The organism is Synechococcus sp. A15-127 (assembly GCF_014280215.1).
GTDB lineage: Bacteria > Cyanobacteriota > Cyanobacteriia > PCC-6307 > Cyanobiaceae > Parasynechococcus.
The window spans coordinates 1,537,450-1,549,592 of sequence record NZ_CP047948.1; the positions used below are offsets into that span (position 1 = coordinate 1,537,450).

Annotated in this window: 12 protein-coding genes; 3 read left to right on the top strand and 9 right to left on the bottom strand. The window is 64.6% G+C overall.

The annotated features are described in order from the left end of the window. Positions 1-114 precede the first annotated feature (114 nt). Both SynA15127_RS08010 and SynA15127_RS08015 read right to left on the bottom strand, forming a co-directional pair. Positions 115-1,152 carry a glycoside hydrolase family 10 protein gene (locus tag SynA15127_RS08010; RefSeq protein ID WP_255475652.1) on the bottom strand — a complete coding sequence of 346 codons (1,038 nt, stop codon included), beginning with the start codon at positions 1,150-1,152 and terminating at the stop codon, positions 115-117. Positions 1,153-1,276: 124 nt separating this feature from the next. Next, complete coding sequence (locus SynA15127_RS08015; RefSeq protein ID WP_043691486.1) at positions 1,277-2,272, bottom strand: ribose-phosphate pyrophosphokinase; 996 nt, start codon at positions 2,270-2,272, stop codon at positions 1,277-1,279. Between the two features lie 56 nt (positions 2,273-2,328). Between SynA15127_RS08015 and SynA15127_RS08020 the strand changes: the two genes are divergently transcribed. Then, positions 2,329-2,844, top strand: a complete 516-nt coding sequence (locus tag SynA15127_RS08020; RefSeq protein WP_186483618.1) for a hypothetical protein — start codon at positions 2,329-2,331, stop codon at positions 2,842-2,844. Here the strand turns inward: SynA15127_RS08020 and SynA15127_RS08025 are convergent. Further along, entirely contained in the window at positions 2,820-3,779 is a 960-nt protein-coding gene (locus SynA15127_RS08025; protein WP_186483619.1) for an LCP family protein, read from the bottom strand. The genes SynA15127_RS08020 and SynA15127_RS08025 overlap by 25 nt on opposite strands. Before the next feature lie 78 nt (positions 3,780-3,857). Between SynA15127_RS08025 and SynA15127_RS08030 the strand changes: the two genes are divergently transcribed. Both SynA15127_RS08030 and malQ read left to right on the top strand, forming a co-directional pair. Further along, entirely contained in the window at positions 3,858-4,886 is a 1,029-nt protein-coding gene (locus tag SynA15127_RS08030) for an NAD(P)-dependent oxidoreductase (protein ID WP_186483620.1), read from the top strand. 32 nt (positions 4,887-4,918) lie between these two features. Continuing rightward, the gene (malQ, locus tag SynA15127_RS08035) at positions 4,919-6,475 is read left to right on the top strand and encodes a 4-alpha-glucanotransferase (RefSeq protein WP_186483621.1); all 1,557 of its coding nucleotides are present in this window, start codon (positions 4,919-4,921) and stop codon (positions 6,473-6,475) included. Here malQ and SynA15127_RS08040 read toward each other — a convergent pair. The 6 genes from SynA15127_RS08040 to SynA15127_RS08065 form a co-directional block, all read right to left on the bottom strand. After that, the gene (locus tag SynA15127_RS08040) at positions 6,403-7,323 is read right to left on the bottom strand and encodes a RodZ family helix-turn-helix domain-containing protein (RefSeq protein ID WP_255475438.1); all 921 of its coding nucleotides are present in this window, start codon (positions 7,321-7,323) and stop codon (positions 6,403-6,405) included. The two genes, malQ and SynA15127_RS08040, sit on opposite strands and share 73 nt — an antisense overlap. Positions 7,324-7,325: 2 nt before the next feature. Beyond that, positions 7,326-8,072, bottom strand: a complete 747-nt coding sequence (locus tag SynA15127_RS08045; protein WP_186483623.1) for a pseudouridine synthase — start codon at positions 8,070-8,072, stop codon at positions 7,326-7,328. Then, a complete protein-coding gene (locus SynA15127_RS08050; RefSeq protein WP_186483624.1) occupies positions 8,069-9,211 on the bottom strand; it encodes a cell wall metabolism sensor histidine kinase WalK in 1,143 nt (380 codons plus the stop codon). The genes SynA15127_RS08045 and SynA15127_RS08050 overlap by 4 nt, the downstream gene beginning before the upstream one ends. Before the next feature lie 6 nt (positions 9,212-9,217). Next, a complete protein-coding gene (locus SynA15127_RS08055) occupies positions 9,218-9,934 on the bottom strand; it encodes a response regulator transcription factor (RefSeq protein WP_186483625.1) in 717 nt (238 codons plus the stop codon). Positions 9,935-10,003: 69 nt separating this feature from the next. Next, the gene (locus SynA15127_RS08060; protein ID WP_043696613.1) at positions 10,004-10,423 is read right to left on the bottom strand and encodes a hypothetical protein; all 420 of its coding nucleotides are present in this window, start codon (positions 10,421-10,423) and stop codon (positions 10,004-10,006) included. Positions 10,424-10,469: 46 nt separating this feature from the next. Continuing rightward, positions 10,470-12,119, bottom strand: coding sequence for an AarF/ABC1/UbiB kinase family protein (locus SynA15127_RS08065; protein WP_186483626.1), 1,650 nt, complete (start codon positions 12,117-12,119; stop codon positions 10,470-10,472). Positions 12,120-12,143 lie beyond the last annotated feature (24 nt).

Genomic DNA, 12,143 nt, shown 5'->3' on the forward strand with positions numbered 1-12,143 from the left:
ATTCACCTCGACCTGTTTCACAACATGGAGCAAAGAGTCAACCTAAACTAGTTGGATATGACCTGAGGCTGTGGCACAGACGAGCGGATCAGCCCTGCGAAGAGCCGCAGGCTCTCAGTCTCCTGTGCCGAGTTTCTGAAAAGCTCTGTAGCGCTCCGTCCGGATCCGTTCCGGCACATGAACTCCCCACAATCCCTCCCAGTAGAAGAAGATCACACCAAGGCCGCGTTCACGCGACAACCGCACTTTCTGCTGCAGATCCGACATCAGCGTCGTGCGCTTTCCGAAGCCGGCGAGAATTCCGATCTGTGAGGGAATCCTCCACTCACGCGCCTTGCGCAGGGCTGGCTGATCGAGATCTCGGGCAAAACCCTTCACGGAGTACGCATAGTTCTGAACGACCAATTCATCGATCAGCTCACCCATGGCCCAGAGCTCCCAGTCCTGCAACCAGAGGTTGTAAGCCTGGCGAAAAGGGCCTGGCGACAGGCTGATGCGTGAGGGCAGATCCGCTGTATCCAGACTGCTGCGCAGCTCCCGCAGAAGACCGGTGAGCTGATGGCGACGCCAGGTCATCCAGCGACGATTGGTGTGATCCTGCGGAGGCGGAGCACCCGTGCTTTTTTCATAAAGATCGGCTGTGTAAGCGTCGTAGCCGAATTCCACTGGCCAGGCGAAGTGATCGTCGAGCTGAAGCCCGTGCATCGGACAGCGCTTCAGGGTCTCCACCACAAGTCCGATGAAGCGGCGACGCACCTCCGGATGGGCCGGATTCAGCCAGGCCATGCGATGACTGCCGTGCATGGTCATCCAGGTCTGGCCATCAGCCCGCGCCAGCACCCACTCCGGATTCCGCCGCACCACATCGGAATCGGCCGGCTCCATCAGCCCGTACTCGAACCAGGGCATCACCTGGATCCCGTTCCTGCGCCCTTCCTCGGCGATCGTGCAGATCGGATCGAGCTCGACACCCACGGACGCCAGCGGTGGCTCCACCGGTGCGAAGTCACTGGTGTGAAAGGTGGTTCCCCGACTCCAGACGTTGGGAACCACCCGGGTGAAGCCGGCCTGCCTCAGTTCGGCGATGGCGTCGCGGATCCGCGTTTTGTCGTAGTAGAGGTCGCTGGGGCTGTTGGTCAGCCAGACCCCCATCACCGGGCGGGGCTGCAGCAGTCGATCCAGGCGAGACTGGGCCCGTACCCCCGGATTCAGCGAGCAGAGAAGCGCAAAACCGAGGAGAACGACGACCGGAGGGAGTGGTCGCTTCAAAGTCGGATCAGCGGAACATGGAACTGACGGAGCTTTCCTCGTGAATCCGCCAGATCGCCTCGCCCAGCATGTTGGCAACGGACAGCACATGAAGCTGGGGGAAGGTTCGATCCGGCTCGATCGGAATGCTGTTGGTGACGACAACCTGTTCGAACAATCCCTCGGCAGACAGACGCTCGCTCGCCGGAGGAGAGAACACCGCATGGGTGGCGCAGGCGATGACCCGCTTGGCCCCCTGCTGACGCAGCAGTCGGGCTCCGGCGCAGATCGTGCCGCCGGTGTCGATCATGTCGTCGATCAGCACAGCGGTCCGTCCTGAGACGTCTCCGATCACCGTGAGGCTTTCCGCCATGTTGTGGCCGGTGCGCCGTTTGTCGATGATCGCCAGGGGGGCATCATTCATCTGTTTGGCGAAGGCGCGTGCCCTGGCCACGCCGCCGACGTCCGGTGATACGACGACGATGTCGCCGAGGTTCTGGGTGGAGAGGTAATCCACCAGCACCGGGGAGCCGTAGATGTGATCGCAGGGAATGTCGAAATATCCCTGAATCTGCGCCGAGTGAAGGTCCATCGCGAGGACCCGGTTGACACCGGATTTGACCAGCAGGTTGGCGGTGAGCTTCGCGGTGATCGACTCACGACCGGCTGTCTTGCGGTCGGCTCTGGCGTAGCCGTAGTAAGGCACAACGGCGGTGATCTGTCGGGCAGATGCCCGTCGGCAGGCATCCACCATGATCAGCAGCTCCATCAGATGGTCATTGACCGGAGCGCAGGTGGGCTGGATCAGAAACACATCGCAGCCACGGATCGACTCCTGGATCTGCACGTAGAGCTCACCGTCGGCGAAGCGTTTGCAGACCCTCGGGCCATCCGGCACACCCAGATAAGCCGCGATTTCCCTGGCCAGTCCAGGGTTGGAGGTACCGCTGAACAGGCGTAGACGCCGGCTCTCCTGCTGCAGTCTTTCCTGCTCGGCGCGGGCTGCTGTCAGGAAGCTTGTCACGGCGCCCGCGGGACTGGTTCTGTTGTAATCCGATGGTAGTGGTGAGCTGGTGCTTCATGTCCACAGGTCATCCGGTACTCGTGAGTGCCGGCCCCCTGCCGGAATTGACCATGCGCGCAGCCGCCGAAGGGCTGGCCCGTGTCTGCGACATGCCGCTGCTCTGTCATGGCATCGGTGAGCCGCCCCAGCTGGTTCTCTCCAGAGCGGAAAGGAGCGCACAGCTGATCCGCATCAGCGGCGATCCAGGGCGGCTGCATCCTGAAGGGGGCAGTTGGCTGGAAGCCCTTGCTGACTGGCATCGGCCGGTGTTGCTCCTGGTGGGGGCAGACCCGGATGGCGGTGTCCCCGGTGCGGCGGCGGCCTACACCGCGCTGTGCCGGCAGCTGGGCGTCTCCCTGATCGGCCTGGTGCAGGTGCAGGGAAGCTGGAATGCCACTCAGCGGAAGCGGGACGGACTGCCCTGGGTGAGCTGGATCGCGCCGGAAGGGCACCCGGAACGCGAACAGGGGCTCGCCCTGCTCGCGGAGCGGATCCGCCCCAGCCGTGATCAGGAGGATGGCCAGAGCGGTTGAGACAGTCCTGGCTTGAGCTGAGGCAGGCTCTGCTTGCCAGCACGCGTTGCCAGGGGCAGCTGGGTGATCGTCGCCGGAGAGGGACTGGCGATCACGGCAGCCGCCAGACCGAGCATCTCCGCCTCGCTGAGGTTCGTGTCCATCTGCCCGGCGATGTCCTCGAGCAGGCCTCGGATGATGCCGATGCCGCTGGCTGACTGCACCTGGGAGATCATGGCCCGCAGCAGGATCTGCTGACGGATGCGGCGGTTGGGATGGTCCTGACTGTCCTTGCGATAGCGCACCAGCTGCTCCGCCTGTGCTCCATTGAGGCTCTGGCGGCCCGCCTGCAGATTCACGGTGTAGCCCTGAGCCTTGTCTGTGCGTTGGTACGTCTGATTGAGGGTTACCTCCACCTCCCCGAGGGCCTCAACCACGGCGCGTAGCCCGTTTCTCGGCATCACGACGTAGCGCTGCGGCACCCCCTCAGGCAGGCCGATGATCTCCTGCAGAGCATCCACGGTGAGCGCGACGCCGCCCTGTTGCCACACACCGCCAAGAGCCATCGGCTGTTGACTGCCGGGGAGCTGCACCGCCAGCTCAACGGGGACCTGGAGGAGCTGCAGCGGCTCAGCGGAGGAGATCCTCAGCAGAAGCAGGGCATCGGCATTGGCAGGCCCCTGCGGAGCCGCCTGGTTGCTGGCAGCGCTCAGAGTGTCCGAGTCAACGCCCACCAGCAGCACGGTGACGGGCTCAAGGGGATAAGGGGCCAGGCTGGCCGGATTGTCGACGGATGGGGGAGCCCCCCTGGCCACCCGATCCTGTTCCGGCCAGACGGTGCTCAGGGCCCAGCCGGTGGCCCCGACGCCTGCCAGGGTGACCAGGATGCGAAGGATCGCTCGTAGCGGACGGCGGCCCAGCCAGTTCGTCGGGGTGTCCTGCGCGGACGGCTCCATCACTCGGAACTCAGCGTCGCGGATCAGTTTCGCCCAATTGTCCGATCCTTAGCGTTATTGACCGCCCACCAGTTCGCCATGTCTCTGCGCCACGATTTCCGAAACCGCCCTCCGGAGCAGGTTCGGGTGGTGGTGTTCGGAGCCACCGGATACATCGGTCGTTTCGTGGTTCGGGAGCTGGTCCGACGGGGCTATGACGTCGTGGCGTTCGCGCGCGAACGCAGCGGCATCGGAGGCCGCCAGACGCGCGATCAGGTGATCGCTGACTGTCCTGGAGCCGAAGTGCGCTTCGGCGATGTGCTCGATCCCGCCTCGCTGAAGACCCAGGCTTTTGATCAGCCCGCCGATGTGGTGGTGTCCTGCCTCGCCTCCCGCAGCGGTGGCCGCCAGGATTCCTGGGCCATCGACCATCAGGCGACCCTGAACACCTACCGGGAAGGTCGCCGCAACGGAGTCGCTCACTACGTGCTGCTGTCGGCGATCTGCGTGCAGAAACCTCTGCTGGAGTTTCAGAAAGCGAAGCTCACCTTCGAAGCCGTGCTCCGCGCCGACAAGGAGATGACCCATTCCATCGTGCGTCCCACCGCCTTCTTCAAGAGCCTTGGGGGGCAAGTCGAGAGCTGCCGCCGCGGCGGGCCGTACGTGATGTTCGGCGGCGGGGAGCTGGCCAGCTGCAAGCCGATCAGCGAAGCCGACCTGGCCCGCTTCATGGCCGACTGCGTTCACGATCAGGACCGCATTAACCAGGTGCTGCCCATCGGAGGGCCCGGACCGGCTCTCAGCGCACGGGAGCAGGGCGAGATGCTCTTCCGAGCCCTCGGCCGCACACCCCGGATGCTGTCCTTGCCGATCGCCCTGATGGACGCGCCGATCGCCGTTCTCCAGGGTCTCGCCAAGCTGGTCCCAAGCCTGCAGGACACCGCGGAATTCGGCCGGATCGGGCGCTACTACGCCAGTGAATCGATGCTCGTGTGGGACGAGGAAACCCAGCGATACGACGCGGAGGCCACTCCGTCCTACGGAGAGGACACTCTCGAGCAGTTCTTCGAGCGGGTGGTGCGCGAGGGAATGGCGGGTCAGGACCTCGGGGATGCGGCGCTGTTCTGATCAGGCCATCCTTGTGCTGTGAAGAGGCTCCGATGAATCAGGCCACCCCGTCGCGGGCGCGTACCACCGGGGTGCTGCTGCATCCAACAGCCCTGCCTGGAAGTCCCGTCTGCGGAAGCTTCGGAGAGCCATCCCGTCGCTGGGTGGGGCAGCTCGCCGACAACGGCATCGGTGTCTGGCAGATGCTGCCTCTTGCTCCTCCGGATCCGACCGGATCCCCCTACAGCTCCCCCTCCTGCTTCGCCCTCAACGCCTGGTTCCTGGATGCGGCGGATCTCTGCCGTGAGGGCTTCATCACCCAGGACGCCGAAGCGTCCCTGCCAGGCGCTGACAGACCTTGTGACGGGGTGGGCCCACTGGATTTCCAGCTGGCGGACCGGCGCAGTGACGCTCTTGGAGGCGCCCTGTTGCAGCACTGGTCGCAGCAGGACGCCGAGCGACAGCGTCAGTTCTCCGCATGGTGCGATGACCAGAGCTGGCTCGAGGACCATGTCCTGTTCACCGTGCTCCACCAGCAGCAGCAGGGCCCCTGGTGGTCCTGGCCGGATGCGCTGGCCCGTCATGACGCGAGGGCGCTGCGCACCTGGGCGGCAGACCATGGGGATGAGCTGCTCAAGGAACGGCTGATGCAATGGCATCTGGACCGTCAGTGGCAGGAGATCCGTGACTTGTCCAGGCAGCGGGGGGTGCTGCTTTTCGGCGATATCCCCTTTTATGTCAGCTCAGACAGCGCCGATGTCTGGAGCCATCGCCCGCTCTTCACCGTGAAGGAGAACGGCGAACTGACCACCCAGAGCGGAGTGCCTCCCGACTACTTCTCGGAGACCGGCCAGCTGTGGGGATCTCCCGTGTATCGCTGGAACCGTCATCGCCTGAGCCGCTTCCGCTGGTGGCGGCGGCGCATCGCCCGCCAGCGTCAGCTGGCCGACCTGCTGCGGCTCGATCACTTCCGGGCACTGGCGGCCTACTGGGCGGTGCCGGGACAGGACACCACCGCACAGAACGGCTGCTGGCAACCGTCCCCGGGTCGGGCACTGCTGGGAAGGCTGCAGGCGGACGGCGGGGGCGCCCTGCCCCTGATCGCCGAGGATCTGGGGGTGATCACCCCGGATGTGGAGGCCCTGCGGGACGGCTTTCAGCTGCCGGGAATGAAGGTGCTGCAGTTCGCCTTCGACGGTGAAACGCACAATCCCTATCTGCCCGAAAACATCGAGGGGAACCGCTGGGTCGTGTACACCGGAACTCACGACAACCCCACCACCCTGGGTTGGTGGCAGCGGCTTGATGAGGACAGCCGCAACCGCGTGGCCCGCAGGGTGAACGGCGAGTTGCAGGCACCGGCCTGGCATCTCTTCGACATGGCCTTCTCCACGACCGCGGCTCTGGTGATGGCGCCCCTTCAGGATCTGCTGCACCTGGATGACAGGGCTCGCTTCAACACACCAGGCACCTGCGAGGGCAATTGGAGCTGGCGTCTTGCCAGCTTCGATGCCGCCCTCGACGGCGCCCTGAGGGGTTACGGCGAGCGCGGAGCTGTCTGGGGCCGCTCCCTCGCCGGCGCTTCCGGCCTGCTCGACTCCACCCGGTAGACCCCCTGCCGGTTCGGCACAGCCAGCAAGGGCTTGCCATCCCAGAGCACACGGTCGTCATCGCTCGGAGGTGGAGTGATCACCAGCTCGAGGGGAGCCTGCAGCTGCAGGGTCATCGCTCCGGCTTTCACGTCCATCTGCAACCGGTCCCCCCCTCCGCTGAACAGTCGCAGCCGGCGGTTTTGCTTCAGGCGCAGCTGCAGCACACCGATGCCGGAGGGGCGAAGGCCGCCGCCGGCTTTCAACCACTCTTCGGGCCGACGCTGGGTTGCCTGCTCGAGCGGCCGCAGCGCCCGCACGACTGGATCGGTGGGGGATGACGCGGACTCCAGGCGGTTGAGGCCACGCAGATCGGCCTGCACCGGTTCCAGCGTCTGACTGTTGCGCAGGGCAAGATCCTGCTGCTGACGGTTGAGGGCCATCAGACTCAGACCGATGACCAGGGCATAGACGACCGATCCCTGCCAGGTGGTGAGGACGTCGATCGTGCCTGGAGTGAACCGCCGCAGCCCGCGTCCGCTCGCATCCAAGCGCAGGACTGGCGCCCGTGGAGGCAGTGCTGGATCAAGACTGCCGGTCGGCAGCTCCAGTCGCTCTTCCAGCTGCGGCAGCATCGAGGCGAGATAGGTGCGTTCCGGCAAGCGATCCCTCCAGCCACGCTCCAGGGCCTCGATTACCGACGTGGTGATCCGGGTCTCGATCGCAAGGTCGCGCAGGCTGAGTCCGAGATCCTCACGGCGGCGACGAACCAACGCCCCGATCTCCTGCAGGCTCTCCGGAGATCCGGCGATCGACTCTCCCTCCGCGGCGCCCGATCGCCTGGACCGACGCCACCAGGGACGGGGCAACTTCAGGCGCATGGGCCGGAACGCGGGGGCGCGTCCCCGTCAAGCAACGGTGTCCATTCTCCCCTCTGAAGCAGCCGCCAGCCGCCTTCCTTCAGATCTCCGAGAGCCAATCCGGCGATGGCAACCCGCTGCAGGTCGAGCACCGGATGGCCCAGATCGTCGGCGATCCTCCTGATCTGGCGGTTGCGGCCCTCCTGCAGTTCCACCTCCAGCAGAGCATTGCCGGCTCGACATCGCAGCGAACGCACGTGGGCGGGACGGGTGATGCGGCCATCGAGGATCAAGCCCTGCCGCCAGCGGTCAAGAGCTCCGGCATCGGGTTGCCCTTGCACCCAGACGCGATAGGTCTTGCGGTGGTCGTAACGGGGATGGGTGAGTTTCAAGGTCAGCTCTCCCTGGTCGGTCAGCAGCAGTGCCCCGCGGCTGTCGGCATCCAGGCGGCCCACGGGGTGCAGTCCACGCCGCATCCCAGGTGGCAGCAGATCAAGAACGGTGCGGCGCCCCTGAGGGTCGCGGCAGCTGCAGATCACTCCGATCGGCTTGTTCAGCAGCAGCACGCGTGCCTCTTGCCTTGCGGCCAGAGGACGGCCGTCGACCCGGATCATCTGCTGAGCCGGATCCGCTTGATCGCCCAGAGCAGCCACCCGGTCATCAACGGTGACGCGTCCCTGCAGCAGCCAGTCCTCGGCCCGACGACGGGAGCAGAGGCCGGCAGCGGCGATCAGCTTCTGCAGGCGCTGCCGGTTCACGTCAGAAAGCTTTTGGGCAGAAGCAATTCCATGCAGGTGCCGCCGTTGGGATGGTTGCGCGCCTCGACACGGCCGCCGTGGTTGACGGCGATCTGCTGCACGATCGCAAGACCCAGCCCACTGCCGCTGCGGGCTGAACGAGCGCGGGAGGGATCGCCGCGGTAAAAGCGCTGGAACATGTTGCCCAGATCGGATTCACTCAGTCCCGGTCCGTGGTCACGGATGCTGAGCAGCCACCAGCCGCCGCTGGGCATCACCGTCACCTCCACCGTGGAGCCTTCGGGGGAGTAGCGCAGGGCATTGTCCAGCAGATTGAGCACAGCCCTGTGCAGCCGCCGCTGATCGCCCATCATCGGACCGGGTTCCGAACGATCGAGATCGAGCTGCACCTCGCGCTCCTCAGCGAGGGGGCGGATGCTGCTCCAGGCACTGTCCACCAGATCCTCGAGGCTGATCGCGGTGTAGCTGCCGCTCTCCTGCGGAAGGCTGTTCTCGAGCCTGGATAGCTCCAGCAGATCCTCCACCATCAACTGCAGGCGGCGCAGCTCCCGTTGAAGACGCTGGACCAGAACGGTGTCCTTACCCTCCACCGCCGTTTCCAGACGATCACTCACCAGCATCAGAGCGGTCAGCGGTGTCTTCAGTTCATGGGCCACATCGCTCACCCATCGCTCCTGCTGCTGTTGCTGCGCCTCAAGCGACTGTCGGCTCTGGATCAGCACCAGCAGCCATTCATCCGACCCCGGCAGAACGAACGCCTCGAGCGGCTCTCCCAGCTGCTCCCATTCCGAGCGCTGGGGACGCTGCTGATGACGCGTGCTGATGATCGCTTCCTCGAGTTGCGGAATCGACAGCACCTCCTCCAGCGGCATACCGCGCACGAGCAGGTTGCGGGAGATGTGCAGCAGCCGTTCTGCGCGGGCGTTGATGTAAGCGATGGACAGATCCGGCGCAAGGATCAGCCATCCCTGGGTGGCGGCATCGATCCAGGCAAGCAACTGGGGAGTGTTGACGGCTCCGGGAGGAAATCCCGGACAGTCTTCGTCCTTCCTGCTCCTCGACCGGGAACGGATCCGACGCTGCAGAACAAGGGTCAGCGTCGCTCCGGCGACGAACGCGAGGACGGCAGGAATCTCCACGGAGTTTCAGCCGAAGCGGTATCCGAAACCCCGCACCGTGCGAATCAGCTGCGGGGATGAGGGTTCCTCCTCGATCTTCTCCCTCAGCCAGCGGATATGAACATCAACTGTTTTGGTATCTCCGACGAAATCGAGTCCCCAGATCTTCTCGAGAAGCTGGTCCCTGCTCCAGACGCGCTTGGGATGCTGGATGAACAGCTCGAGAATCTTGTATTCCTTCGGAGAGAGATTCAGGTCATGACCGTCCCGGGTGACGCGGCACTCGTTGATGTACAGCGTCAGATTCGCGTGGGTGTAGATCTCAGGCAGAAGGGTCGGCGCTTGGCGGGCCCGACGCAGCAGGGCACGGCAGCGGGCCACCAGCTCGCGGAGGCCGAAGGGTTTGACCAGGTAGTCATCCGCCCCTACTTCAAGACCCAGCACCCGATCGGTTTCACTGTCCCGGGCACTGATCACCAGGATCGGCGTGTTGTTGTTGAACCGGCGCAGTTCCCGGCAGAGGTCCAGTCCCCCCAGACCCGGAAGCATCAGATCGAGCACGAGCAGATCCACATGCTGGGACGGCTCTTCTATGAAAAGGCTGAGGGCCTCCGAACCGTCGGCACAGGTGGTCACTTCATACCCCTCAGCCCGCAGAGCCTCTCCCACCGTCTCGCGAATGCTTTCGTCGTCCTCGACAACCAGCAGACGGCTGGTGGCGACTGCCGCAGGGAGGGTTGTCACACCGTTGTGATCAAGACCACATCAGTCTGACCTCAGATCGCGGATCAGTCGACAAACCCTTGTCCTTGATCAGAAGAATTCGTCGAAGTTGTCGAAGTCCACGGCCTTGAAATTGCCTTGCTCGACCTGCTGCATCAATCGCTCCAACTGAGCCCAGAGGGCTCCTCCGGTGAGCAGGGAGAGAACCAGAGCCACCAGCAGAGAGGCGCCAGCCGCGAATCCAAAGATCTGAAGACAGCAGCCGATGAACAGCGTGATCCCGATCACCGTGCCCGTGTAACTGAGGGTCGTCTCGACGTTGCCGAGAGGCAACAACGGAAGACGGTCCTGCTTCCAGCGGTCGAGCTTGTTCTGGATCTGACGGCCGAAGGTGAGGCCGCAGAGGATTCCCATCGCCATTCCGACACCCGCGAGCAAATAGGGCGGCTGAGGCGGAACCGCCATCTGCAGAAGCATTTCGAACTGCTCAGCAGTCATCTCCTCATACATCGAGGTCATCGGCGGGAGCAGCGACCTTAGCGACGTCGTGGTGGGGTCAGGCCGCCGCCATGGGATTGAGACGCTGCAGCAGTCCGCCGGCGATACGGACGGGCCCGAAGGTGCGACCGAGCAGTCCGGCGAGCGCCCTCACATCCTCGGTATGAAGACGATCGTCACGGATCAGCGTGAGCAGCAAACGCCTGCGCAGATCGGCACCGTCACGGCTCAGCAGGAGCCGCAGACCCGCTCCGGCCACTGGCAGAAGCTCCCGTCCGGGGGCGGGGGCGTCCTGACCCACCACCGCCAACAGACTCTCGAGCCGATCAAGACGCAGGCGACCGTTCTCATCAAAGATCACCTCCAGCAACTTCTCCCGCATCTCGGTGGTGTCACCCGCAAGCAGACGGCGGGCCACGTAGGGGTAGGCCACAGCGATGATCCGGAACTGGGGATCCAGGCGCAACGCCAGGCCCTCCTGACTGACGACGGCGCGGATGATCAGGGCGAACCGGGCCGGGACCCTGAACGGGTAGTCGAACATCAGCTCCGAGAAGCGGTCTGTGATCGCCTTGAAATTGAACGACCCCACCGAATCTCCGAGACTTCCTCCCAGAACCTCCTCCAGGGCAGGAATGATCGGGGTGAGATCCGCCGTGGGGCTGAGGAAACCGAGGCTCTGGAAATCCCTGGCCAGGGATGCGAAATCGCGGTTGATCAGGTGCACCACAGCTCCCGTGAGGGTGAGGCGGTCGGAATCGCTGATCGAATCCATCATCCCGAAGTCCACGTAACCCACATGCCCGAGATCACCGCTGCGCCCGGGCAGAGCGAAGAGGTTGCCGGGGTGTGGATCGGCATGGAAGTAGCCGAACTCGAGAAGCTGCTGCAGCCCGCTGATCACGCCGGTGCGGATCAGGGCTGAAGGATCGAGTCGAAGCGCCTCGAGCTCGGCGCTGTCGCGCATCTTGGCTCCATCGATCCAGGTGGTGGTCAGCACCCGGGTGGAGCTGAGCATCCGCTCCACCTGCGGCACGTACACCGCATCGTTGTCGGCGAACAGAGCCGCGAAGCGCTCGGCGTTGGCCGCCTCCTGGACATAGTCGATCTCCTCGAACAGGCTGCGGCCGAACTCGTCGATGATGTCGCCGAGTCCGAAGCCGAGATTGAGGGGAAGCAGCGGTGCAGCGGTGATCCCGAGAGCACGGATGAGCACAAGATCCCGTCTCAGGATGAATGTGAGGTTGGGGCGTTGCACCTTCACCGCCACCCAGGCCTTGCCCTGCAGCCGGGCTTTGTAGACCTGGCCCAGGCTGGCGGCGGCAACGGGGTGGTCGGGAAACTCCTCGAACAGCTCGTGAGCCGGAGCACCGAGTTCCTGCTCGATGCGCTTCAGCGCGATGGCATGGGGAAAGGCGGGCAGGTCGTCCTGCAGGCGGGTCAGCTCCTCGAGCCAGTCCCGCCGAACCAGATCAGGGCGGGTGGACAGGGCCTGACCCACCTTGATGAAGCAGGGGCCGAGACCTGTGAGCGTGTTGAGGATCCTGCGGGCCAGTCGCTGCTGAACCGCGGGATCTGAGCTGCCTCCCTGAATCAGAACCACCACCACCAGTCCTGTGAAGGACCAGACCAGCTGCAGCAGGCGCGGGATGGCCACCCATGGCCTCAGCAGCAACCAGACCAGATCCCGTCCGGGGTCGTATCGCATCGGAACCCGCCTTCACAGCATCAG